Annotated in this window: 20 protein-coding genes; 13 read left to right on the plus strand and 7 right to left on the minus strand. The window is 69.3% G+C overall.

All coding sequences use genetic code 11. The features are described from left to right. The first annotated feature begins 12 nt into the window (after window positions 1–12). The 5 genes from H074_RS34340 (at window position 13) to H074_RS34360 (ending at window position 9,342) form a co-directional block, all read left to right on the plus strand. Window positions 13–2,580, plus strand: coding sequence for a hypothetical protein (locus tag H074_RS34340; RefSeq protein ID WP_007034700.1), 2,568 nt, complete (start codon window positions 13–15; stop codon window positions 2,578–2,580). Between the two features lie 343 nt (window positions 2,581–2,923). Beyond that, window positions 2,924–7,897, plus strand: coding sequence for an NAD-glutamate dehydrogenase (locus H074_RS34345; RefSeq protein ID WP_007034701.1), 4,974 nt, complete (start codon window positions 2,924–2,926; stop codon window positions 7,895–7,897). Then, window positions 7,897–8,316, plus strand: a complete 420-nt coding sequence (locus H074_RS34350; protein WP_007034702.1) for an acyl-CoA thioesterase — start codon at window positions 7,897–7,899, stop codon at window positions 8,314–8,316. Before H074_RS34345 ends, H074_RS34350 begins: the two co-directional genes overlap by 1 nt. Next, entirely contained in the window at window positions 8,309–8,944 is a 636-nt protein-coding gene (locus H074_RS34355; RefSeq protein WP_007034703.1) for a DUF8010 domain-containing protein, read from the plus strand. Before H074_RS34350 ends, H074_RS34355 begins: the two co-directional genes overlap by 8 nt. Before the next feature lie 98 nt (window positions 8,945–9,042). Continuing rightward, the gene (locus H074_RS34360) at window positions 9,043–9,342 is read left to right on the plus strand and encodes a hypothetical protein (protein ID WP_007034704.1); all 300 of its coding nucleotides are present in this window, start codon (window positions 9,043–9,045) and stop codon (window positions 9,340–9,342) included. A 75-nt stretch (window positions 9,343–9,417) separates the two neighbouring features. Here H074_RS34360 and H074_RS34365 read toward each other — a convergent pair whose 3' ends face one another. Beyond that, on the minus strand, window positions 9,418–10,059 hold the full coding sequence (locus tag H074_RS34365; RefSeq protein ID WP_007034705.1) for a DUF305 domain-containing protein: 642 nt from the start codon (window positions 10,057–10,059) through the stop codon (window positions 9,418–9,420). 87 nt (window positions 10,060–10,146) lie between these two features. On the opposite strand from H074_RS34365, the gene H074_RS34370 reads away from it, so the two are divergent. Beyond that, window positions 10,147–11,598, plus strand: coding sequence for an LVIVD repeat-containing protein (locus H074_RS34370; RefSeq protein WP_007034706.1), 1,452 nt, complete (start codon window positions 10,147–10,149; stop codon window positions 11,596–11,598). A gap of 104 nt (window positions 11,599–11,702) precedes the next feature. After that, complete coding sequence (locus H074_RS34375) at window positions 11,703–12,638, plus strand: hypothetical protein (RefSeq protein WP_007034707.1); 936 nt, start codon at window positions 11,703–11,705, stop codon at window positions 12,636–12,638. 32 nt (window positions 12,639–12,670) lie between these two features. On the opposite strand, the gene H074_RS34380 is transcribed toward H074_RS34375, so the two are convergent. The 3 genes from H074_RS34380 to H074_RS34390 are packed head-to-tail and all read right to left on the minus strand — an operon-like array spanning window position 12,671 to window position 15,617. Then, the gene (locus H074_RS34380; RefSeq protein WP_007034708.1) at window positions 12,671–14,224 is read right to left on the minus strand and encodes a glycoside hydrolase family 13 protein; all 1,554 of its coding nucleotides are present in this window, start codon (window positions 14,222–14,224) and stop codon (window positions 12,671–12,673) included. After that, window positions 14,224–14,619 carry a globin gene (locus tag H074_RS34385; protein WP_007034709.1) on the minus strand — a complete coding sequence of 132 codons (396 nt, stop codon included), beginning with the start codon at window positions 14,617–14,619 and terminating at the stop codon, window positions 14,224–14,226. Before H074_RS34385 ends, H074_RS34380 begins: the two co-directional genes overlap by 1 nt. A gap of 20 nt (window positions 14,620–14,639) precedes the next feature. Then, window positions 14,640–15,617, minus strand: coding sequence for a mechanosensitive ion channel family protein (locus H074_RS34390; RefSeq protein WP_007034710.1), 978 nt, complete (start codon window positions 15,615–15,617; stop codon window positions 14,640–14,642). Between the two features lie 409 nt (window positions 15,618–16,026). Between H074_RS34390 and H074_RS34395 the strand changes: the two genes are divergently transcribed. From H074_RS34395 to H074_RS34405, 3 genes are all read left to right on the plus strand, one after another. Further along, window positions 16,027–16,521 carry an HNH endonuclease gene (locus H074_RS34395; protein ID WP_007034711.1) on the plus strand — a complete coding sequence of 165 codons (495 nt, stop codon included), beginning with the start codon at window positions 16,027–16,029 and terminating at the stop codon, window positions 16,519–16,521. Between the two features lie 762 nt (window positions 16,522–17,283). Next, entirely contained in the window at window positions 17,284–17,541 is a 258-nt protein-coding gene (gene ctaJ / locus H074_RS34400) for an aa3-type cytochrome oxidase subunit CtaJ (RefSeq protein ID WP_007034712.1), read from the plus strand. Continuing rightward, the gene (locus H074_RS34405) at window positions 17,528–18,010 is read left to right on the plus strand and encodes a DUF5130 family protein (protein WP_039924094.1); all 483 of its coding nucleotides are present in this window, start codon (window positions 17,528–17,530) and stop codon (window positions 18,008–18,010) included. Before ctaJ ends, H074_RS34405 begins: the two co-directional genes overlap by 14 nt. A gap of 146 nt (window positions 18,011–18,156) precedes the next feature. On the opposite strand, the gene pepN is transcribed toward H074_RS34405, so the two are convergent. Beyond that, window positions 18,157–20,730: an aminopeptidase N gene (pepN, locus tag H074_RS34410; protein WP_007034714.1), complete on the minus strand. Its 2,574-nt coding sequence runs from the start codon at window positions 20,728–20,730 to the stop codon at window positions 18,157–18,159. A 168-nt stretch (window positions 20,731–20,898) separates the two neighbouring features. Between pepN and H074_RS34415 the strand changes: the two genes are divergently transcribed. Further along, window positions 20,899–21,519 (plus strand): mycothiol-dependent nitroreductase Rv2466c family protein, encoded by a 621-nt coding sequence (locus tag H074_RS34415; protein ID WP_007034715.1) that lies wholly within the window; start codon window positions 20,899–20,901, stop codon window positions 21,517–21,519. Window positions 21,520–21,530: 11 nt separating this feature from the next. On the opposite strand, the gene H074_RS34420 is transcribed toward H074_RS34415, so the two are convergent. Then, window positions 21,531–22,334, minus strand: coding sequence for an MBL fold metallo-hydrolase (locus H074_RS34420; protein ID WP_007034716.1), 804 nt, complete (start codon window positions 22,332–22,334; stop codon window positions 21,531–21,533). Then, window positions 22,331–23,074 (minus strand): 2-phosphosulfolactate phosphatase, encoded by a 744-nt coding sequence (locus H074_RS34425; protein ID WP_007034717.1) that lies wholly within the window; start codon window positions 23,072–23,074, stop codon window positions 22,331–22,333. Before H074_RS34425 ends, H074_RS34420 begins: the two co-directional genes overlap by 4 nt. Window positions 23,075–23,119: 45 nt before the next feature. Between H074_RS34425 and H074_RS34430 the strand changes: the two genes are divergently transcribed. Together H074_RS34430 and H074_RS34435 are read left to right on the plus strand one after the other, a co-directional pair. Beyond that, the gene (locus H074_RS34430) at window positions 23,120–23,593 is read left to right on the plus strand and encodes a ribose-5-phosphate isomerase (protein WP_007034718.1); all 474 of its coding nucleotides are present in this window, start codon (window positions 23,120–23,122) and stop codon (window positions 23,591–23,593) included. Between the two features lies 1 nt (window position 23,594). Next, window positions 23,595–24,404, plus strand: coding sequence for an Fpg/Nei family DNA glycosylase (locus H074_RS34435; RefSeq protein ID WP_007034719.1), 810 nt, complete (start codon window positions 23,595–23,597; stop codon window positions 24,402–24,404). Window positions 24,405–24,442: the final 38 nt, after the last annotated feature.

The raw sequence follows: 24,442 nt of genomic DNA on the forward strand, positions 1-24,442 counted from the left end.
CGGGGGTTCCCCGTGGAAGCCAGCAAGCGCCAACGGCCGGGCCCACCCACCACCATGGTGGGTGGGCGGACGGCTGCCACCGGGGGAACCCTGTCCGCTGTCGGCAGGCTGATCGAACGCGCGGACGCCCTGCACCTGAGGGCGCCCGAGCTCGCCCTGGTCCTCGGGGAGCGCGCGGCCGCGCTCGCCGAGGCCGCCGGGGCCGACGAGCAATGGATCCGTGCGGAAAGCCTGGTGGTGAGCGCTCGGGTGCGGCTCGGTGGCCGACCCCGGACGGTCGGCCGGGCAGTGGCCGCCCTGCGCGCCGCGGAACACGCGGGTTACGGCGACATCGCCGCTCGGCTGAGAATCGATCTGGCGGTCTGCGCGCGCAGCGTCGGCATCCCGCTGACGGGGCTGGCCGCGCTGCGTCCGTTGCTGGCGGATCCGGCGGTTTCGCCGTCGCACCGGGCGGAGGCGTTGTGTCACCTCGTCGGCTGCTTGGCGCAGTTCGGCCGCAAGGCGGAACTGGACCGTGTGCTCGCCGAGGCGGACAAGCTCGTGCTCGGCGACGGCTCGATGACGGCGGACTCGCAGTTGCTGATCCGCGCGATGCTGCGGGTCGGGGTGTCGGCGCACCGTCGCCGTCACGGGGATCTGACGTCCGCCGCCGATGCCGCGCGGACCGGGCTGGGCATGCTCGAAAAGCTCGGAAACCCTGACGACGACGGAGGTCTCGTCCGGATCAGGCTGGTCCTGCACCTCGTCTGCGCGTTGCTGGACCGGGGCGACACGGAGATGGCGCTGGAGGTCGCGCAGCCGATCCTCGACGCGCCCGTCCGGGCCGCCGGGATCGCGCCGGCCGCATGGCTGCGGCTGGCGGTGGCCACCCGTGTCCTGCTGCCCGCGGGGTCCGGCGAAGCCGCGGGCATGCTCGTCCGTGAGGCGGTCGCCGGGACCGAGGACCGCAATCTGCACGCCGTCACGGCACGGCTGTGGCTGGAACTCGCGCAGATCGAGGAACGGCTCGGCCGGGCCGAGGAGGCCATCGGCTGCCTGCACCGTTCGCGTGCCGCCGAGCATCTGCACGCCCGTGCGCGCAGGCAGGCGTGCAACGTCCTGGTCGGCGAGTTCGGCGCGGCCGAGAACGCCGCCGTCGACCTCGACGACGTCCTGCGGGCCGTCGCCGCGCGACCGTCCGCCTCCGCGCGACCGTCCGCCACCGCGGCGCCCGCTCCACCGCCGGTTCCGGCGCCGGAACCGGCCGAGGTGACCGCGGTGATGGCGCCGATCGACGTGGCACCGCCGAAGCGGGCCGCGACCGAGCCGCCGGTTCTTCGCGAGCCGCCGCGGCCCGTGCGGCAGAGCAGACAGGCGGAGCCCGCGCCGGTTCGGCCCGCGCCGGTCCAGCCTCCGCGCCCCGCCGTGCCTCCGCGCCCGGTGGAGCCCCCCGTCGTACCGGTCGCGGAAAAGAGCGAAGCACCGGTGTTGAAGCCGCCGTCCCGTCCGGAGCCCGCCCGGGAAGAGGTGGTGTCCGACAGCGACTGGCGTCGTCGGGTGCCGAAGAAATCCAAGCCGTCGATCAGGTTCGAGCCCAAGGCGGAACCTGTCGCGCCGAAACTGCTGCCGCCGCCGAAACCGGAGCCCGCGCCGCGCCCCGAGCCGGTGTCGCGTCCGAAACCGGAGCGCGCGCGCCGCCACCGTTCGGAGGCTCCCGCGGCGTACGAGACCGTCGTCCCCGAATCAGCGGTCGCCCGGCCGGAAACCCCGGCTCCGGCCGCGCGGCGCCGCTCCGAAGTCGAGGCGCCCGCCCGGACCGAGGAGCCGCTGCCCGTGGCGGCCTCGGAGCCCGTGGTCCCGGAACTGCTTCTCGCTCCCGAACCCGCCGCCGAGCCCCGGCCGCGGATGGCGGCGGAGGCCGGGCCGCCGGGTACCGCCGCCCCGTTGTGGGAGAGCGAAGAGTGGGCGGCCGAAGAGCGCGCCCGCCGGTCCTCCACTCCCGTTTCGCGCAAGACCAGGCACGACGCCGAACACGGTTCCGTGGCGGCGAAATCGGTGCTGGACCGGCTCGGCATCTCGAGCACCGGCGGACACGGCGGTGGCCGTCGTCGCGCGGACGGCGCCGCGGATCCCGTGCAACCCGATCCTGTCACCGAAGAACGCGCCGATACCGGCCGTGTGCGCCGGGAGCAGCCTCCGGTCGAGTACAGCGAACCCGCCGTTCCGCTCGCGCCGCCGCCTCGGGAGGACCCGGCGCCGTCGTATGGAGGCGGGACCCAGGAAAGCTCTCGCCCGAGCGCCAAGGAAGAGGTCACGGATCCGTGGCTGCCGCGTTTGCGGATGCCGCCGGCGTTGGACCCGCTGACCGACACCGGTTCCTGGCGGCCGGTCACGCCGTTCCCGGAAAGCTATGCCCGCGCGATCGCGGAGGAGGAACCGCCGCCGGACGCGGGTCTCGCGGATCTGCTCGCCCGCGCGCTCGCCGAGCATCAGGCGGGTACCGCCAGTGCCGCCGCGCTCGTGAAGCAACTCGGTTCCCAGGACTCGGGAAAACGTCCCGTCAACGGCCACGACCGGCATCGCGCCAACGGGAGCGACTGACCCGGCGACAGCAAAGGTCCCTTGCTCCACCTCGGTGGGAACCGAAGGCGACTTGAACGATTCAGTCGACCCGATGAGACGGCTCGTCGTGGCTTCGCTCGGGAATGGGTGCTGGTCACCCCGGTGCGGCGGGGCGAGGGAAGGTCCGGACAGACCGCCGATGTGACCGGCGAGTAGCTGAACCGATCACGGCGATTCCGGTATCTGAGCAGGGAAATCTTCGACGGCCGGGAGGGACCCGGCCTTGTGGAGCCGACTGTCCGGAGCTGTAGGTTGGGTCTGGGCCGGTACAGAGTCGTGCCGGTCGCGGTGTCAATCTCGCTACAGTGGAGAGTTGCCTCAAATGAGCTCGACGGGAGTCTCGTCCCCGCCCGGAAAAGATGTCGGCACCGAGGATGGCGCCCGGCGCCGGTCGGCGAACCCGGAGCAGATCCGGGACGACCTGATCGACGCCGCGGCGGCGTACGCCCCGGAGATCGGCGACTTGATCCGCCTGTACTACCGGCACATCCCGGCCGAAGAGATTCTCGGTGACGATCCCGTCGACCTCGTCGGCGCCGTCCGTTCGCATCTGCAGCTGGCGAAGGACCGGATGCCCGGCCGTCCCGCGGTGCGGCTGCTGAATCCGACGGGCCCCGAAGACGGCTGGACGCGTGAGGCCACCGTCGTGCAGGTCGTCACGGACGACATGCCGTACCTCGTGGACTCCGTCGCGGCCGAGTTCGCGCGGGACGGGGTGCAGGTTCAGCGGATCGTGCACCCGATCGTCGTGGTGAGCCGGGATCTGACCGGCGAGCTGCTGGAGGTCCACCCGGCCGCCGACCCGGCGGAGCCGCCGGCGAACTCGGCCGCCGAATCGTGGATGTACATCGAGATCGACCTGGTGACGGACCCGAACCGCGCCCGCGAGCTGGACAACCGGCTGTCGTCGGTGCTGGGTGACGTCCGCGAGGTCGTCGAGGACACCGACAAGATGACGGAGACGGCGCGCCGTCTCGCCGACGAGCTGGACGGGAACCCGCCGCGGCTGTCCGCGCACGAGGTCGCGGAAGGCGCCCGGCTGCTGCGCTGGCTCGCCGACGGCCACTTCACCTTCCTCGGTTACCGCCGCTACGAGCTGATCGACAATCCGCACCCGGACAGCGACGAGCCCGCTCTGCGCGCGGTGCTCGCCACCGGGCTGGGCGTGCTGCGCCAGGACAGCCTGGCCGCGCGCAGCCTCACCGCCGGTCCTGACACGGCCGCGTCCGCGCTCGCGCCGACGCTGCTGGTGCTGACCCAGGCGAGCGCGCCGTCCACGGTGCACCGCCCGGTGTACCCGTACTACGTCGGCGTCAAGACGTTCGACGACAACGGGAAAGTCACCGGTGAACACCGGTTCCTCGGCATGTTCACCACCACCGCCCTGCACGAGAACGTGCTCGACATCCCGGTCGTCTGCAACCGGGTCCGCGAGGTCATCCACCGCGCGGGCTTCCCGATGGAGTCCTTCTCCGGCCAGCGGATGCTCGAAGTGCTGCAGAACTGGCCGCGTGCGGACCTGTTCTCGGCCGACACCGATTCGCTGTATTCGACGACGACGGGTGCGATCACGCTCTCGGATCGCAGACGGCTGCGCCTGTTCCTGCGCCGTGACCCGTACGGCCGCTTCTACTCGTGCCTCGTGTACCTCCCGCGTGACCGCTACACGACCCGTTCGCGGCTCGCGATGCAGGAGGTCCTGCTCGAAGAACTCGAAGGCACGCAACTGGAGTACAGCGCGCGCATCGGCGAGACCGTGCTCGCGCAGGTGCACTTCATCGTGCACACCGATCCGTCGCAGCGGTCCGAACCGGACACCCTGCGTATCCAGGAACGGCTCAACGAAGCCGTTCGCAGCTGGGACGACCGGATGGTCGAGGCGATCCTCGCCGAGCGCCGCGAGCGCGCCGGTGACAGCGGCGTCGCGATCGGCCTGCTGGTCGAGGAGTCCGCGGGCGAGCAGGGGCAGCGGTTCGCCGCGGTGTTCCCCGAGGGCTACAAGGAGGACTTCACCGCGCTCGAAGCGCTCGCGGACCTCCGTGCCCTGGAGTCGCTGACCGACGAGGGCGACCTGTCGATGTCGTTCTACCTGCCCGCCGACGCCGAGGCGGGAGAGCGGCGCTTCAAGCTGTACCTGCGCGGCGAGGGCGTCACCCTCTCGCAGGTGCTCCCGGTCCTGCAGCGGATGGGCGTCGAGGTCGTCGACGAACGGCCGTACGAACTACGCCGCGAGGACGGCGGCCGGTCCTGGATCTACGACTTCGGCCTGCGGATCGACCCGCAGGTCCTCGACCACGCGGACAATGATCTCCGCACCCGCTTCCAGGACGCCTTCCACGCCGCTTGGCGCGGCGACTGCGAGGTCGACGGCTTCAACGGCCTCGTCCTGCGCGCCGGGCTCACCTGGCGTCAGGCTGCCATCCTGCGGGCCTATTCGCGGTACCTGCGCCAGACGAAGATCCCGTTCTCGCAGGAGTACATCGAGAACACCGTCCTCGCGCACACCGACATCGCCACCGCGCTGGTGCGGCTGTTCGAGACCCGCTTCGACCTCTCCCTCGGCGACGAGGCCCGCGCGTCGCAGGCCGACCAGCTCACCACCGAGATCGGCAAGCTGGTCGACGAGGTGACGAGCCTCGACGAGGACCGGATCCTGCGGCGGCTGATGTCGGTCATCCTCGCCACGCTGCGCACGAACTACCACGTCACCGACGAGGACGGGAACTCCCGCCAGTACCTGGCGCTCAAACTCGACCCGAGCGCGGTGCCCGAACTGCCCGAGCCGCGGCCGAAGTACGAGATCTTCGTGTACTCGCCCCGGATCGAGGGTGTGCACCTGCGGTTCGGCGACGTCGCGCGCGGTGGCCTGCGGTGGTCCGACCGCCGGGAGGACTTCCGCACGGAGATCCTCGGCCTGGTCAAGGCGCAGGCGGTCAAGAACGCGGTCATCGTGCCCGTCGGCGCGAAGGGCGGTTTCGTCGTGAAGCGCCCGCCGACGGCCACCGGGGACCCGGGTCTGGACCGCGACGCCCAGTTGAACGAGGGCATCGCCTGCTACCGGATGTTCATCTCGGGCCTGCTGGACGTGACCGACAACCGCGTCGAGGGCAAGACCGTCCCGGCGCCGGGCGTGGTCCGCCACGACGGTGACGACAGCTACCTCGTGGTCGCCGCGGACAAGGGGACCGCGAAGTTCTCCGACATCGCGAACGAGGTCTCGGCGAACTACGGTTTCTGGCTCGGCGACGCCTTCGCGTCCGGTGGCTCGGTCGGCTACGACCACAAGGCCATGGGCATCACCGCGAAGGGTGCCTGGGAGAGCGTCAAGCGCAACTTCCGCGAGCTGGGCAAGGACACCCAGACCGAGGACTTCACCGTCGTCGGCATCGGCGACATGATGGGTGACGTCTTCGGCAACGGGATGCTGCTCTCGGAGCACATCCGTCTTGTGGCCGCCTTCAACCACATGCACATCTTCCTCGACCCGAACCCGGACTCGGCGACCTCGTTCGCCGAGCGGCGCAGGCTGTTCGACCTGCCGCGGTCGTCGTGGGAGGACTACGACCGCTCGCTGATCAGCGAGGGCGGCGGGATCTTCTCGCGGTCGGCGAAGACGATCCCGATCAGCCCGCAGGTCCGCGAGGCGCTCGGGCTCGCCGAGGACGTCACCGCGCTGGCACCGAACGACCTGATGCAGGCGATCCTGCTGTCCCCGGTCGAACTGCTGTGGAACGGCGGCATCGGCACCTACGTCAAGGCCGAGAACGAGACGCACGCGGACGCGGGTGACAAGGCCAACGACGCCCTGCGCGTCAACGGGAACCAGCTTCGCGTCAAGGTCGTCGGCGAGGGCGGGAACCTGGGCCTGACCCAGCTCGGCCGGATCGAATTCGCCCGCGCGGGCGGCAAGATCAACACCGACGCGCTCGACAACTCGGCGGGCGTCGACTGCTCCGACCACGAGGTCAACATCAAGATCCTGCTGGACCACCTGGTCTCGACCGGATCGCTGGACGCCGAGCAGCGCAACGAACTGCTGGAGCAGATGACCGACGAGGTCGGCGAGCTGGTGCTGGCCGACAACTACCGGCAGAACGCCGTGCTCGGCGTCAGCCGGGCGCACGCCGGTCCGATGGTGTCGGTGCACCAGCGGCTCGTCGCGGCGCTGGTCGCGAAGGGCGCTTTCGACCGCAAACTCGAGGCGCTGCCGAGTTCGGCGGAGTTCCGCGCGCTGGAGAAGGCGGGCGAAGGCCTCACCTCACCGGAGCTGGCGACGCTGCTCGCGCACGTCAAGCTCGACCTCAAGGACGAGCTGCTGGCGAGCGAACTGCCGGACTCCGAGGTGTTCTCGCGTCGTCTGCCCGAGTACTTCCCGAAGCCGCTTCGGGAGCGCTTCGGCGACGCGATCTTCCAGCACCCGCTGAAGCGCGAGATCATCACGACGATGGTGGCCAACGAGGTCGTCGACGGCGCCGGGATCTCGTACGTCTTCCGCCTGATGGAGGAGATGAACGCGACCGCGACCGACGCCGTCCGCGCGTACGCCGTGGTCACCCACGTGTACGACCTGCCCTCGCTGTGGGCCCAGATCGACGCGCTGGACAACGTCGTGCCGACCGAGGTCGCGGACGAAATGATGCTGGAGACCCGCAGGCTGCTCGACCGGGCCGCCCGCTGGTTCCTCACCAACCGGCCGCAGCCGCTGGCCCCGCTCGCCGAGATCAACCGGTTCGGCCGAGTCGTCGGCGAGCTGGCCCCGAGGGCACACGAGCTGCTTCGCGGTGTCGAGTGCGCTTCGGTGGACGCGAACACCGAGCGGCTGATCGAGAAGGGCGTCCCGGCGGAACTGGCCGAGCGGGTGGCGCTCCTGCTGCACACCTTCGGCCTGCTCGACGTCACCGACGTCGCGGAGCTGGCCGAGCAACAGGTGGGAATCGACGCGGTGCACACCCCGTCGGAGACAGCGGGCCTGTACTACGCGCTTTCCGACCACCTCGGCATCGACAAGATGCTGACGTCGATCAGCGGTCTCGAACGCGGCAACCGCTGGCACGCGCTCGCGCGGCTGGCACTGCGGGACGACGTCTACGGCTCGCTGCGGGCGATCACGCTGGACGCCTTGCGGCACAGCGACGCGGACACCGACCCCGACGAGAAGATCGCCCACTGGGAGAAGACGAACGCCTCAAGGCTGCAGCGGGCCCGCGTCGCGCTGGACGAGATCAGCCAGTCCGGCAAGCTCGACCTGGCGACGCTGTCGGTGGCGGCGAGGCAGATCCGGAGCACGGTGAGGTAGTGGCGTACATTTCCCTGATCCGGCCGCGCTGGTCGGATATGGACGTCTACGGGCACGTCAACCACGCGAACCTGGTGACCCTGCTCGAAGAGGCACGGATCCCTCTGCTGTTCGGGGACGCCGTCCGGGCCGGGCTCACCGAACTGCCCAAGGGCATCGTGGTGGTGAAGCTGGCCGTCCATTACCGTTCGCCGATCGTGGTGTCCGATCAGGACATCCGGGTGGAGATCTCGTTGAAGGACTTGAAGCACGCCAGCTTCACCCTCGGCTACCGGGTGCACAACGGGCCCGCCGAGGCCGACAAGGTCGCGGTCACCGCGGAGACGGTGCTCGCGCCGTTCGACACCGCGTCGGAGCGGCCCCGGCGGCTGACCGAGGACGAACGCGCGTTCCTGGATAAGGGGTTCGCGGATGCCTGAGCTCGTCATCCCGGACGCGGGCGACCGCGAAACGCTCGGCGCGTTCGTGGCCAGGGCGGTCCGGCTCGACCAGAACACGCTGGTGCGGTTGCGGCAGCGCGGTGACGGTGTCGTCGAGGCGTGGTGCGCGACCCCGTTCGAGGTCCTCGCCACCAGGGCCGTCGCCGGTGACATCACGCCGCCGGACATCACCGTGTCCGGGAACGAGCTGCTCGCCGCGCTGACCGTCGCCGGCGGCGAGCGGATGGATCCGGGCCCGGCCCGCGACCTGATGTGGCATTCCGAGCTGCCCGCCCCCGGCCGCTGGCAGCTGGTGGACGAACTGCCGGCGACGGTGATCTCGGATCTGGCCGATCGCGGGGTCACGCTGGCCCGCGACAACGTCGGCCCGCACGGCACGCCGCCGGCGTCGCTGATGGATCAGGCGGTGCTCACCGTCTCCGGTGGCGAGCTGGAGATCAAGGTCCAGATGCGGTGCCTGTTCGCGCTGTCCGGGATGGGCTTCCTCGACTCGTCGATCGCCGGCGACGTCGTCCGGGTCACCGCGACGGATTCGTGGATGCGCATCGACGCCCGGTACGGCGCCGTCCTCAAGCGCCGCCACGCGCTCCTGCCGCTGTTGTTCTGACAGATTTGAACCGCCCACCCCTCGGGTGGCTTCCGGCCGTTTCTTACCGCTCGACGCCGCGGGTGGCTTCCGGCCGCCCGCGGTGTCAGGCTGTCTCCATGAGCGACAGTGCCCCTCGCGACGCCGGCAAGGACGTGGAGGACCCGACCGCGGACTTCCTCGCCGAGGTCAGGCCGGAGGAGACTCCGTGGCGGACCGAGCGGCCGCCGGGTGAGGAGGCGCCGGAACGCGCCGAACGCCCGGAGAAGTGGGGTCGTGCCAAGGCCGCCGGACGAGCAGCCGCGCAGGCGGCGCCCTATGTCCAGGCCGCCGCGCTGGCGACTTGGATCGTCTCGGGCACCCTCGACGACTCCGGCGACTCCGGGTTCGGTGACCTGGGCTCCTCCGGCGACGCCTAGAACTTCGCAATTCGGCACCTGCTTGCGGTAGTTGGCATCGCGAACCATCGCAAGCAGGTGCCGAATTGCGTAGGGCTAGAGCTTCGCGCGCATCGTTTTCATGCGCTCGATTTCAGCGGACTGGCCGGTGATGACCTCCTGCGCCATCTCCTGCGCCTTGATCTCCACACCCTTGCCGAGCTGGGCTTCGGCCATGGTCAGCGCGCCCTGATGGTGCGCGATCATCAGGTCGAGGAACAGCTTTTCGAACGCCACCCCGCTCGCCGCGCGCAGATCCGCCAGCTGGGCCTCGGTCGCCATCCCCGGCATGAGCGCGTGATCGTGCCCGCCACCGTGGCCCGCGTGCCCCTCGCCCGGCACCGGCTTGCCGCGGTCGGCCAGCCAGGTCTTCATCATCGTGACCTCACCGTCCTGCGCGACCGAGATCCGCCCGGCGATCGCCCGGATCTGCTCGTTCGCCGTCTTGCCCGGCACCAGATCGGTCATCACCTTCGCCTGCTGGTGGTGGGGGATCATCATCGTCATGTACTCGACGTCGGCCTCGCCTGCCTGATCGCGGTTCACCGGGCCGGGGGAGCCGGTGCCCGCCTGCTCACCGGGCTTGCCGGGGACGATCACCGGCGCGCTCTGGGCCGGGGCGGCGGGCTCCGCGTCGGGGGTGCAGCCCGAGACGAGGAAAGCGGCGGCGACCAGCGCCGATGTCAAACTTTTTCGCATCCCGGGAGTTCCTCCGTTGGTCGGTATCTGCTGAGCCTAAATAAGGAATAAGGTGCGCGTAAAGCTGGGTGGAAGGAGAGCCATATCGTGCTGCAGCCTGGGCTGAAACGTCGCTTGACCAGGGTCTTCGTGTCGGCGGCCGCGGTCGCCGCCCTCGGGGCCTCAAGTGCGCTCGCCGCGCCCGCCGTCGTCGCGGAGCCGTCGGCGACCACGATCCCGGGTGTGGACGAGATCGTCCACAGCCCCAACCTCCGGTCGATCGCGAACGTCCCGCAGCAGGGACCGTTCACCAAGGACTCGACCGGCACCGACATCGCGTTCACCAAGGGCCACGCGATCGTCGGCACCTACGACGGGTTCAACGTCTTCGACGTCCGCAACCCCTACCGCCCGAAGATCGTCAGCCAGGTCCTCTGCCCCGGTGGGCAGAACGACGTGTCGATCTCCGGCGACCTGCTCTTCCTGTCGACCGACGCGTCGCGCAGCGACAACTCGTGCAACAGCGTCTCGAAGCCCGCTTCGGACAAGACGGCGTGGGAGGGCATCAAGATCTTCGACATCTCGAACCTCGCGGCGCCGAAGTACGTCGCGGCGGTCGAGACCGACTGCGGTTCGCACACCAACACCCTGGTGCCGGACAAGCGCGGCAAGGACGTTTACATCTACGTCTCGTCGTACGCGCCGGCGGCCAATCTGCCCGACTGTCAGCCGCCGCACGACAAGCTGTCGATCATCAAGGTCCCGGTGAAGGACCCGGCGAAGGCCTCGCTGGTCGCGACGCCGGTGCTGTTCCCGGACGGCGGCAACGAAGGCGGCACCAACCCCGACGGCACCCGTCGTTCCGCGACCACCGGCTGCCACGACCTGACGGCGCTGCCGGAGAAGGACCTGATGGCCGGCGCCTGCATGGGTGACGGCGTCCTGATCGACATCTCCGACCGGCTCAAGCCGCGTGTCATCAACCGTGTCCAGGACAACGTGAACTTCGCGTTCTGGCACAGCGCCACCTTCAACAACGACGCCACCAAGATCGTCTTCACCGACGAACTCGGCGGCGGCGGGATGGCGACCTGCCTGGAGAAGTTCGGCTCCACCCGCGGCGCCAACGGCATCTACGAGATCACCGGCCGCGGCGACGACCGCAAGCTGGAGTTCCGCAGCTACTACAAGATCCCGCGGTTGCAGTCCGAGACCGAGAACTGCGTGGCGCACAACGGTTCGCTGGTCCCGATGCCGGGCAAGGACATCATGGTCCAGTCCTGGTACCAGGGCGGTGTCTCGGTGTGGGACTTCACCGACTCGACGAAGCCGAAGGAGATCGCGTACTGGGAGCGGGGCCCGCTCTCGAACGAGAAGCTCGTCGGCGGTGGAACGTGGTCGGCGTACTGGTACAACGGCTACATCTTCTCGTCCGACATCGTGAAGGGCCTGGACGTCCTGGACCTCAACGACTGGCGGACCTTCCCGGCGAAGCTCGTCCGGCAGAACCAGTTCAATGCCCAGACGCAGTACAAGCTGCACCCGGGCTTCAACAACTGATCCAGTAGCGCCCTGAACGGTCCGTTCTTTGCGAATTTCGCAAAGAACGGACCGTTTCCTTGTGCTTAGCTGTACCTGACAACAAGATCACCTGGGGGTTTCACATGAGAATTCGTCAGAGACTCACCGCGCTCCTGGCCGTCGGGGTGGTGGCGTTCAGCGCCGTACCGGCCCAGGCGAGCGCCACATCCCTGATCGCCGAGCCCACCGTGACTTCGGCCGAGTACCCGGACGACGGTGCCTGGCACCCCGGCGCCGGAATGCCGGGCTCGTTCACCTTCGACGCCAACGGAGACGGCGCGGTCGTCGGGTTCTACTACGGGAACACCGATCCGGCGGGCACCTACGTGGCGGCGAACCACGCCGGCGGGTCCGCGACGGTCTCCTACACCCCGCAGACGTCCGGCCCGAACGATCTCTACGTGGCGAGCGTCGACAGCGCGGGCAACCGGTCGCCGCAGCACGTCCACCGTTTCTACGTGCAGTCGACGGAGCCCCAGGTCGCCGGGCCCCGGGAAACCGGTGTCGGACTGCCCGCCGAGTTCCGCTTCACCCCGGGCATCGCCGATGTCGTCTCCTACACCTACCGGATCGACAACGGGCCGGAGACCACCGTCGCGGCCGCGGCCGGTGGCACCACGAGCGCGAGCATCGTCACGGCGAGCAAGGGGTTTCACCGGCTTTACGTGTGGAGCACGACCGGCGCGGGGTTGACCTCCGGCACCGCCGAGAGGATCTACACGGCCAGTGACGCCCCGTTGGTGGCGAGCACCGACTACCCGGACTCCCAGGGCAGCGGTGGTCCCGGCGTCTCCGGCGTCTTCACCCTGACCCCGCGTATGCCTGGCGTTGCGGAGTACACCTACTACCTCGACGAGGAGTGGAGCAAGCCCACGGTGGTCCCGGCCTCGGCCGACGGCACGGCGAGCTTCACCTTCACACCCGCCGCTTCGGGTTGGTACTCCGTCAAGGTCTATAGCCGGGCCGCGGACGGCACCCGGTCGGAGGGCAGTCGCGACTACTACATCGTGGTGAACTGAGTCGTTCGGCTCGTCTGATCTCCCGAAAGAGATCAGACGAGCCAGACGGCCGCGTCCGCCGGCAGTTTCCCGTTCACCAGCGGAACGCTCGACAGCAGCACCTCACCCGGCGGCAGTGCGATCGGGCTCGCCGACGTGTTCAACGCGCAGACCAGTCCGCCACCGCGCCGCCGGAACGCGAAACACCCGGCCGGGGCGCCGTACCATTCGAGCTCGTCGCCGCGGAAAGCCTCGTGCGACTTACGGATCTCGATCGCCCGCCGGTACAGCGACAGCGTCGACGCCGGATCCTCCAGCTGCGCTTCGACGGTCACCGACGCCCACGAAGCGGGCATCGGCAGCCATGTCCGCGGATTGCGCGAGAAACCGAACGGCGGCAGGTCGCCTTCCCACGGCAGCGGCACCCGTGACGCGTCCCGGCCGAACTCGACGCCGGAGATCTTGGCGCGCGGGTCCGCGAGCGCTTCCGGCGGGAGGTCGACGTTGCCGAGCCCCAGTTCTTCGCCGTTGTACAGATAGACCGCTCCGGGCAGCGCGAGCTCGACGAGCGCCATCGCCCGCGCGCGCCGGACGCCGCGTTCGCCACCGCCGTACCGGCTGACCTGCCGCCAGACGTCGTGGTTGCCCAACGTCCAGGTGGCGGGGGCTCCGGCGGACTTCGGCACCGCCAAGGACCGCTCGATGGCCGTCCGCAGCGCGTCCGCGTCGAAATGCGTGAGCACGAGCCGGAAGTTGAACGCCAGGTGCAGCTCGTCGGGCCGTAGATAACGGGCGAGGCGTTCCTCGTCGGTCACCCAGATCTCGCCGACGGCCATGGTGCCCGGGTACTCGTCGAGCACCTTGCGGATCATCTGGTGGATCTCGTGGACGCGGTCGTTGTCGAACCGCGGATCGTAGAACTCGCTCGGCCCGAGCGGGTTCACCCGCGGGTCCATGTCCGGCAGGTCCGGCGGTTTCGCCATGCCGTGCGCGACGTCGACGCGGAAGCCGTCCACCCCGTGGTCCAGCCAGAACCGCAGGGTCCGCTCCAGATCGGCGGCGACCTCGTGGTTGGCCCAGTTCAGGTCCGGTTGCTGCGGCGAGAACAGGTGCAGGTACCACTGGCCGTCCGGGACCCGGGTCCACGCCGGGCCGCCGAAGGCGCTGATCCAGTTGTTCGGCGGCTGGTCGCCGCGCGGGCCGAGCCCGTCACGGAAGATGTAGCGATCCCGTTCCGGGCTTCCCGGCGGCGCCGCCATCGCCGACTTGAACCAGGCGTGGGTGTTGCTGGTGTGGTTGGGCACGACGTCGACGGTGACCTTGATGCCGCGTTTGTGCGCCTCGGTCAGCAGGACGTCGAAGTCGCCGAGGGTGCCGAACATCGGGTCGACGTCGCGTGGGTCGGCGATGTCGTAGCCGTGATCGGCCATGGGGGACCGGTAGAACGGCGTCAGCCACAGCGCGTCGACCCCGAGCAGCTCCAGGTACCCGAGCTTCCCGCGGATGCCTTCCAGGTCACCGACGCCGTCCCCGTCCGAATCGGCGAACGAGCGCACGTAGACCTGGTAGAAGACCGCCTGGTCCCACCAAGCCACGTCGCGCTCCATCACACGAAACTGTTCATCATGCTGTTGGCGGCCATCTCCAGGTACGCCCACAGCTGCCCGCGATAGGGCTCCTCGATGTTCTCCTCGTCGACCGCGATCTTGATGCAGCGCAGCCAGGCGTCGCGTTCGATCGGGCCGATCTTGAACGGGGCGTGCCGCATCCGCAGCCGCGGGTGACCGCGCCGGTCCGAGTAGGTGTGCGGGCCGCCCCAGTACTGCATGAGGAACAGCCGGAAACGCTCCTCGGCCGGGCCGAGGTCCTCCTCCGGGTACAGCGGGCGAAGCACCTCGTCGACCGCCACTTCGGCGTAGAACCGCGCGACGATCCGGGTGAAGACCGGCTCACCGCCGATCGCTTCGTACAGGGTGGTGGGGTCAGGTTCGGTCACGGACACAGCTCCATTCTGCCCTTGTCCTACTGCCCGGCGGGGCCGGACGCCATGAAGCGCCCCAGAGGTGGCTCGAAGCCGGCTTCGTCGAGCGCGGCGAGCAGATGCGCCCGCAGCGCGCGCTGCACGGCCCACTGCTTGCCCGGCCGGACCTTGACCGTCAGGCGGAGCTTGATGCCCTCGGGGGTGACGGTCTCCACACCGAGCATCTCCGGCGGCTCCAGCACGTTCGGGGCCAGGCCTTCGCTCTCCAGGAGCGTCTTCGCCTTCTCGGCCATCAGTTCCGTGGCCTTCTCGACGTCGGCGGAGTAGCCGAGCGGGACGTCGACGACGGCCACCGCGAAGCCCTGGCTCGAGTTGCCGACCCGCAGCACCTCGCCGTTGCGGACGTACCAGACGGTGCCGTTGATGTCACGCAAGGTGGTGATCCGGAGGCCGACGGCCTCGACGGTGCCGGACGCCTCACCGACGTCGACGACGTCACCGACGCCGTACTGGTCCTCGATCATCATGAAGATGCCGGACAGGAAGTCCTTGACGAGGTTCTGCGCGCCGAAACCGAGCGCGACACCGACGATGCCGGCGGAGGCGATGATCGGCGCCAGATCGATGCCCAATTCGCCCAGCACGAGGATGAACGCGAGGCCGTAGATGAGGAATGTCGCCATCGACTTGAGCACCGAGCCGATCGTGGCGGCGCGCTGACGGCGTCGTTCCATCACCGCCGACCCGAGCACTTCGGGAGCCTTCTCCCGCAGCGGTCTCAACAGGGCGGGAAGGTTCGAGGAGCCGCTCGGCATCCGCGTCACGCGGTTGATCAGGCGCCGTACCAAGTACCGCAGCAGGAACGCCACGGCGACGATCATCAGGATCCGGATCGGCTTCGTCAGCAGCCAGCCGGCCGACGCGGAGAGCCATTCGTTCTTTGTGACCTGGAACACCTGGTAGCACAGGCTGCCGGCCTCGCGCGTGCAGGCCGGGGGTTCGGTGGGCAGCAGGTTCACGGAGAGGAAATGTCCTTTCGTACTCGGCGGGGACCGGTCACGCCGCTCGCCCCGGCGGATGCGAAACACCCAACTTCATGTGGCCGCCGGGTCGCGCGCATGTGACACGTCCAGTAACACACGTGCACTTTGGGGCTGATCTGTGGTCGACTATGCCTGCACCGGTGGAGGTGGTCGAGTGCCAGACCGACAACCCATCCCCCTCGGCGTCCCGAGCCAAGCCTTGGCCGGACAGGCGCCGGAGGTCGTGTTGCGCGCCCATCCGGGAGGTGCCCCCTCGCACGGGGCTCCACCGGGCGGACCGGGAACGCGGCCAGGGGGTATTGCCCGCCCGCCCGGACAGCGTAGAGGGCGGGATCCGTCGACTACGGCGGTACCCACCACGACTTCGTGGGGCCGCAGACGGGTATTGCTGTTGAACGCCACGTTCGAACCGCTCACGGCGCTGCCGTTGCGGCGCGCGGTGGTCCTCGTGATGTGCGGCAAGGCCGAGGTGGTGCACGGAGACCCGGCAGGGCTCGAATTGCACGCCGCCACGGTCTCGCTGCCCGTGCCTTCGGTGATCCGGCTGAGCACCTACGTGCGTGTGCCCTACCGCGCACAGGTGCCGCTGACCCGGGCCGGGCTGATGCACCGCGACCGGTACCGCTGCGCCTACTGCGGAGGACGGGCCGAGACGATCGACCACGTCGTCCCGCGCAGCCGTGGTGGGCCCCACAGCTGGACGAACTGCGTGGCCTGTTGCGCCAAGTGCAACCACCGGAAGGCGGACAAGCTGCTTTCCGAGATCGGCTGGCGCCTGCGCGTCGTGCCGAGGGCCCCGCACGGGCCGCACTGGCGGCTGCTCGCGCATTCGAAGGAGGCCGATCCGTTGTGGCGGCCGTACCTGGGAACGGCGGCCTGACCGGATTCCGAACACGTCGGCGCCCCGGCTGCCTTTCGGCGGCCGGGGCGGGCCGATGATGCCGTGGTGAAGCTCGTTACGAGTACGCCGTCCCCTGCTAGCCGGTCGTGCCCGGACTCAGGCGGCGAGGGAGAAGTCGCTCTGGCAGGTGACGCGGGTGCCACGGGTGACGCGGGTTCCGCGAGTGACGCGAGTGCCGCAGGTGGCGCGGGTTCCGGCGGTCACGCGGGTGCCGCGAGTGACGCGCGTGCCCCGGGTGACGCGGGTTCCGGCGGTCACGCGGGTGCCACGGGTGACACGAGTTCCGCGGGTGACCCGGGTCCCGGCGGTGACCCGCGTACCGCGAGTGACGCGAGTACCGCGCGTAACCCGTGTGCCCGCCGTCACACGCGTACCGGGGACGAATCCAGTTTCGAAGAGTGACGAAATGTCGTCCATGATCGCCTGGCCGGGTGTCTGGGTGCTCTGCATGACATATCCTCCTGCGACCGGTGCGTTACCTGCTGGGGTGGGGGAGCTGGGCGCAAGGCCCGTACAGGTGAAAAAGCTACGAGGATTTCAAGGCCGCGACAAGATGACAGCGCCGGGTGCGGCCGCCCGTACGTTGAGTTGCAACCTTTCGGCCTTGAGGGCTTCGCCCCAACGTGGGAGCGCTTTCGTGGCAAGCGGCGGACGGCCCCCTCCGGAAGACGAACGGTAGGTGCCGGGGCGCACACCCGTGCGAGCGGGTGCGGCCGCGCGCCATCGGATACGCTCACGCGCGTGAACCTTGTCGAGACGATCCTGGTCTTCGCGGTGATCCCCTTGGTCATCTACGCGCTTTGCGGGGTGGCCACGCTGCGGTCGAAGGGCGCGGGCGTCGCCCGGTACCGGCCGGGGCAGCCGTGGGAGTACCCGGCCATGTGGTGGAGCGCCAACCCCGACGGTGTCGGCGCCAGGCATTCGCACGCGGGCGGCGCGACCGCCGTCGACGCGGCGAACGGAGCTTCGGTGACGGGAGGCGCTCGTGGCAACTGGTGAACTGACCCATTCGTCCACCGCTGTTGACGAAGAGCCCGGTTACGGCGCCGCCGTTACTTCCAGCGGACGGATTTCCGCCGCCAAGATGTATGAACCGGCTGGTCCGATCAGCCCATTCACGACCCAGCAGCTTGCCCGGCTGGACGAGGCGCTGACCCTGGCCAGCCGCGAGACCGGCCTGGACTTCAGCGTGTACCTCGGCGACCTCGGCGAAGACACCCGCGTCACCGCCGAAGCCCTGCTGAGCTCGACCGACAACCCGGCCGACGGCGTGGTCATCGCCGTGTCGCCCGGCCAGCGCGCCATCGAGGTCGTGACGGGCTCGCAGGCCCGGCACCGCCTGCCCGACCGCGGCGCGAAGCTCGCCGTGGCCAGCATGGTGGCCTCCTTCAAGGAAGGCGACCTCATCGGCGGCCTCGTGAACGCTCTCCGCATGCTGAGCGACCAGGCGGGCGCTCCGCAGCACTGACGCCTTAAGCCGTGAAGGCCTCCTTGCCTACCTTCAGGGTAGGGAAGGGGGCCTTCACGTACTTCAGGCCACCTGAGCGGCGGACGGTGGTGGGGCTCGTGAGTGGTAAGGACGGTTCTAACCGTCCTTACCACTCACGAGCCTTGCTAGACCCCGGCCTGCGAATCGAACTCACGGGCGGCCAGCGCCCGCACGATCCCGGCCCGGCCTTCCGACACCAGACGGCGCAGCGCCGCCGGGTGCTCCCCGGCCAGCCACTCGTCCGACGCCTCGACGGTCGCCGGTTCGACGGCCCACGACGGGTACAGCCCGACCACGGTCGGCTGGGCCCGCTCGCTGGAGCGCCGCTGCCACACCTCGTCGATGACCTCGAAGTAGCGCGTCACGTAGTCGCCGAGCAGGTGCTTCTGGCCGGGATGGGAGAAGCCGGTGATGAGCGAGTCGCTGACCGCGTTGGGCAGCTCGTCGTCGTACACCGCCCGCTGCCACGCGTCGGCCTTCGCCTCGCCGGTCGGCCGCAGCGCCCGCGAGCGCTCCGCCTGACGTCGTCCGGCGGCGGTGTCGTCCTTGGCGAGTTCCGCGTCGATCTCGGGGTTCTCCGCCTTGCCGTGCGCGACCAGCGCGTGCAGCAGCCGCCAGCGCAGGTCGGTGTCGACGGTCAAGCCCTCCAGGGGCGCCGTGCCGTCGAGCCAGCCGGCGATGATCCGCAGCGTCTTGTCGTCGAGCACCGAACCGGCGAGCGAGTTCACGAACGCGAGCTGGTGGTCCGATCCGGCCTCGGCGCCCTGCGCCAGCTCCAGCAGCCGCGCGGAGAACCCGGGCCAGCCCTTGTCCGCGGCCCACGCCGGATTCGCGTACGAGTTCAGCGCCGTCTGCGCCTGCAGCAGCAGCCGCTGCACCACGCCGACCTCGGTCTCGGTGTGCACGCCGCGCTGGACCAGCGTGACGAAGTCGCGGGCCTTGAGCTCGGCCTCGCGCGTCATCTCCCACGCCGCCGACCAGCACAGCGTGCGGGGCAGCGGTTCGGTGATGTCGGCGATGCGGTCGATCAGCGTGGTCAGCGACGCCGGGTCGAGCCGCATCGTGCAGTAGGTCAGGTCGTCGTCGTTGACCAGCACGAGCTTGCCCGCCGGGAGACCGACCAGCCCCGGCACCTCAGTGCGCTCGCCGTCGACGTCGAGTTCGACGCGGTGCTCGCGGACGATCTTGCCGTTCTCGTCCTCGTCGTAGACGCCGACCGCGACACGGTGCGTCCGCAGCTCACCGGCACCCGGCTTGGCACCGGTCTGGGTGACGGCGAACGAGGTGTACGTGCCGTCGGCGCCGATCTCGTAGCGCGGGCTCAGCGAGTTGAGACCGGTGGTCTCCAGCCACTGCGCGCTCCACCACGACAGGTCGCGGCCCGAGGCCTCTTCCAGTGCGCCCAGCAGATCCGCCAGGGTCGCGTTGCCCCAGGCGTGCTTGCCGAAGTAGACCTTGAGGCCCTCGAGGAAGTGGTCGAGCCCGACGTAGGCGACGAGCTGCTTGAGCACGCTCGCGCCCTTGGCGTAGGTGATGCCGTCGAAGTTCACCTCGACCGCGTGCAGGTCGACGATGTCCGCGGCGATCGGGTGCGTCGAGGGCAGCTGGTCCTGCCGGTACGCCCACGACTTCTCGATGTTCGCGAAGCTGGTCCACGCGTTCTTGTACTCGGTGGCCTCGGCCTGGGCCAGCACGCTCGCGAAGGTCGCGAACGACTCGTTCAGCCACAGATCGTCCCACCAGCGCATGGTGACCAGGTCGCCGAACCACATGTGCGCCATCTCGTGCAGCAGCGTCTCGGCGCGGCGCTCGTAGGCGTAGCGGGTGACGCGGCTGCGGAAGACGTAGTCCTCCAGGAAGGTGACCGCGCCGGCGTTCTCCATCGCGCCCGCGTTGAACTCCGGCACGAACAGCTGGTCGTACTTGGAGAACGGGTACGGGGTGGCGAACTTCTCGTGGTAGAAGGCGAAACCCTGTTTGGTCTCGGTGAAGAGCTTGTCCGCGTCCATGTGCTCGGCGAGCGAGGCGCGGCAGTAGATGCCCAGCGGGATCGTGCGGTGCTCGTCGGTGAATTCGTCGCGCCACTCGCTGTACGGGCCCGCGATCAGCGCGACCAGGTAGGTCGAGATCCGCTCGGACACCTTGAACACGGTGCGGACGGCCCCCTCCGGGGTCTCCTCCGCCGACTCGATCAGCGCGTTCGAGATGACCTTCCAGTCCTTCGGCGCGATCACGGTGAGCCGGTAGACCGACTTGAGGTCGGGCTGGTCGAAGCAGGCGAACATGCGCTTCGCGTCCGCGGTCTCGAACTGCGTGTAGAGATAGACGCCGTCGTCGACCGGGTCGACGAACCGGTGCAGGCCCTCACCGGTGTTCATGTACCGGCAGACCGCGTCCACGACGAGCTCGTTCGACTCGGCGAGAGCGGGCAGCTCGACGCCCTTGTCCTCGACGTACCCGCTGACGTCGAGGTCCGTCCCGTTCAGGACGGCCGACTCGATCCCCTCGGCGACGATGTCGACCCACGACGCCTCGCCGCTTCTGGCGCTCGCGAACTTGATCGTCGTCTTCGACGTGAAGGTCTTCTCACCGGGACCGCCACGGCCGTCGGTCAGATCCAGCTCGATGTCGTAGGACTCGACGTCGAGCAGTTCCGCGCGCAGCTTGGCTTGGTCTCGGGTCAGGTTGGGGGCGGGCACTGGCACCTCTGGTCATCGGTATCGGTTTTGGTTTCCAACTACAGGCATCCAATCATGTCCGGGCCCGTGCTGACGACGGGAACAACGCCGACGGCCGCGATGTTGGCTCGCTGTGTAGCACCGTGTGTGTACCGGCCCACCCCAAGACGATGGCACTGGGAGAACTTGATGACCGCCCCGTCCGAGACGACCAAGGTCGACTTCTACTTCGATCCGATCTGTCCCTTCGCCTGGATCAGCTCGCGCTGGATCCTCGAGGTGGAGAAGCACCGCGACCTCGACCTGAGGTTCCGGATCATGAGCCTGTCCGAGCTCAACAGCGGCCGCGAGGACCTGCCTGAGCAGTACAAGGAGCTGCTGGACCGCGGCTGGGGCCCGGTCCGCGTCGCGACCGCGCTGGCGCAGAAGAACGGCGAGGAGGCCCTGCGCGACTTCTACACGGAGTTCGGCACGCGCCACCACAACCAGGGCGACAAGGACATCCCGAAGGTCATCAAGGAGACCCTCGAGGCCATCGGCGCCCCGGCCGAGCTGGCCGAGGCCGCGGAGTCGACCGAGTACGACGAGGCGCTCAAGAAGAGTCACTACGAAGGTATGAATCCGGTCGGAATGGACGTCGGCACCCCGACGATCCACATCGACGGCGTCGCCTTCTTCGGCCCGGTGCTCACCTCGATCCCGCGTGGCGAGGATGCCGTCAAGGTCTTCGACGGCGCCCGCGCGCTGGCGAGCTACCCGGACTTCTTCGAGTTGAAGCGCACCCGGTCCGGCGATCTGAACTTCGACTAGCTCATCGAAAGCTAGGGGGTCTCCAAGGCCGCCTTGGTGACATCGCCGGGGTAGGAGGACCTCGCGACGGCTTCGCCTGTCGTGAGGTCTCCTGCCGCGATCCGGGTCTTGAGTGCGACGAGTTCGCGCAGCCCGTCGCGGTGCCTCTCGATGAACGCGGTGTCGACGGGGTCCCCGTGCCCGGCCACGATGATCTTCGGTTCCAGCGCGAGGATCGCGTCCATCACGCCGGGCCATTCGGCCAGCGAAGTGCCGTCATTGAAGGAGAACGCGCTGAAGCCGGCTTCGGCGTTCTCGACGGCATCGCCCGCGTAGACGACCCCCGCGTCGGGCACGTGCACGAACAGGTCGTGATCGGTGTGGGCCCGGCCGAGGAACCGCAGCACGACGGTGCGGCCGCCGAGGTCGATTTCGGTGGTGTCGGCGACCGGTTTGTCCGGCAGGGTGATCTGCGTGCGTTCCAGCGCCTCGGCCATTTCCGGCCGGTTTTCGCCGAGGTAGTGCTGTATCCATTTGCGCCGCGCGCCTTCGCCGTAGGTGGTCAGCTCGGCCAGGCACCGTTCGTGTGCCCAGACGTCGCACGGCAGGAACGCCGTCGTGCCGAAGGCGTGGTCGAAATGCGCGTGGGTGTAGACGACCGACCACGGCAGCGGCGTGATCTCCCGGACCGCCGAGGCCAGTTCGGCGCCCTGGTCGACGTCGCCGCGGACGTCGACGACCAGGCAGCGGTCACTGCCCACGACGAGGCCGACGGTCAGGTCCAGCTCCTCGTAACGGCGGGCGTAGACGCCGTCCGCGAGTTCGAGCCAAGTCACGAATCCTCCAGAATTCCGTTGCGCAGCACAGGAACCGTGCTGCTCGTATCGAGCTTTGCGGCGAGCTTCACGTCATTCGCGTGCCCGGCCGCGGCGAGCTCACGCCCTGAAGAACACTCTGTCAGTGCTTCGGCGATGTCGATCGCTTTCGCCGCGATGGCCGCGAGGCGGGCTTCGGCGGACAGGCGGCCGTAGCCGGTCAGCGCGGCGACGATCGCCCCAGCGCCGAGCTGGTCCTCGACGCACGGCCTCAGCGGTCCGAACGCCTTGACCTCGGTGCGCACGTCGACGCCCCAGCGTTCCCCGGCCGGGACGACGCCGATCGGACGTCCGTCCGCCAGTTCCGCCGCGCGGGCGGCGACGGCGGTCGCGTTGCGCAGACACCCCGCCAGGACTTCGGCACCGGTCGTGGCGGCGGCGTCGCACAGCGTGGCGCCGTTGGGAGAGGGGAGCGCGAGGAGCGTGCCGGAAGGGATTTCCGTCACAGACGAAGGTCGCAAGGTCCATTCGCTTTCACCCGCCAGGATGGCGCCTCGCTCTTTCGCGGCTTCCTCGCCGCGGTGATCGCGCCAGCGCACGGGCCGCACCCGTCCGCCGTTGCCGAGGACGAGATCCGTTGTGGTGCAGAAGGAAAGCACGTCGACGACGACGAGAACGGCGCAACTGCCGCCCAAGGCTTCGACGCCTTCGGGTCCCCATTCGAGTCTGATGTCCGCTTCGATCTGGCCCCAGGTGTCCACCCCCACAGCATGCCCGCGCCGGAACGTGATGGCAGACTCCGCGCTGTGCGTGTTTATCTTGGCTCTGACCATGCCGGTTTCGAACTGAAGAACCACCTCGTGGCCCACCTCAAGGAGCAGGGTCACGACGTCGAGGACGTCGGTCCCTTCGTCTACGACGCGGCCGACGACTACCCGGCGTTCTGCATCGAGGCGGCCCGCCGCGTCGTCGCGGACGAGGGCAGCCTCGGCATCGTCGTCGGCGGCTCGGGCAACGGCGAGCAGATCGCGGCCAACAAGGTGAAGGGCGCTCGCGCCGGCCTCGCGTGGAGCGTCGAGACCGCGAAGCTCACCCGCGAGCACAACCACGCCCAGCTGATCGGCGTCGGCGCGCGGATGCACACCACCGAAGAGGCCACGGAGATCGTGGAGGCGTTCCTCGCGACCCCGCCGAGCCCGGACGAGCGCCACGGCCGCCGCGTCCAGCAGATACTGGACTACGAGAACACCGGCTGGCCGCCGCCGCTGCCCGAGCACTGACATGCCCGAGGGGCACACGCTCCATCGCTTGGCACGTCTGCACAAACGCCGTTTCGCCGGTCACCCGGTTCAGGTGAGCAGCCCGCAGGGACGGTTCGCCGCCGAAGCGTCCCGTTTGGACGGCGAGGTGCTGGTGAAGGCCGAGGCGTACGGGAAGCACCTTTTCCACGACTACGGTCCACACGGGACGGTGCACGTCCACCTCGGCCTCTACGGCACGTTCTCCGACGAGCCGCTGCCGGTGGGCGAACCGGTGGGGCAGGTGCGGATGCGGCTGGTCGGCCCGACGCATTCGGCCGACCTGCGCGGCCCGAACCAGTGCGAACTCCTCGACGCGCCCCGGGTCGACGCGATCAAGGCACGTCTGGGCCCGGATCCGCTGCGCCGGGACGCGAAGCCGGACAAGGCGTGGGAGCGGATCTCGCGGTCGAAGACGTCGATCGCGGCACTGCTGATGGACCAGTCGGTGCTGGCGGGCGTCGGCAACGTGTATCGCGCCGAGGTGCTGTTCCGGCACGGTGTCGCCCCGCTCGTCCCGGGTCGCGCGCTCGATCGCGGGCTGTGGGACGACATGTGGGCGGACCTCGTGACGCTCATGCGGCACGGTGTCCGGGTGGGACGGATCGACACGGTCGCGCCGGAGCACCTGCCCGAGGCGACCGGCCGCGCGCCGCGGCAGGACCGGCACGGAGGCGAGGTCTACGTCTACCGCCGCGAGGGGCTCCCTTGTCTCGTGTGCGGGACGGCGGTGCTGCGGAGCGATCTGGCGGCGCGGAACCTCTTTTGGTGCCCGGCCTGCCAGCCCGCCTGACGGCTTTCCCCGGATGCAACGAAGGGGCCTTTCATCGC

The organism is Amycolatopsis decaplanina DSM 44594, from assembly GCF_000342005.1.
In the GTDB taxonomy this organism is placed as follows: domain Bacteria; phylum Actinomycetota; class Actinomycetes; order Mycobacteriales; family Pseudonocardiaceae; genus Amycolatopsis; species Amycolatopsis decaplanina.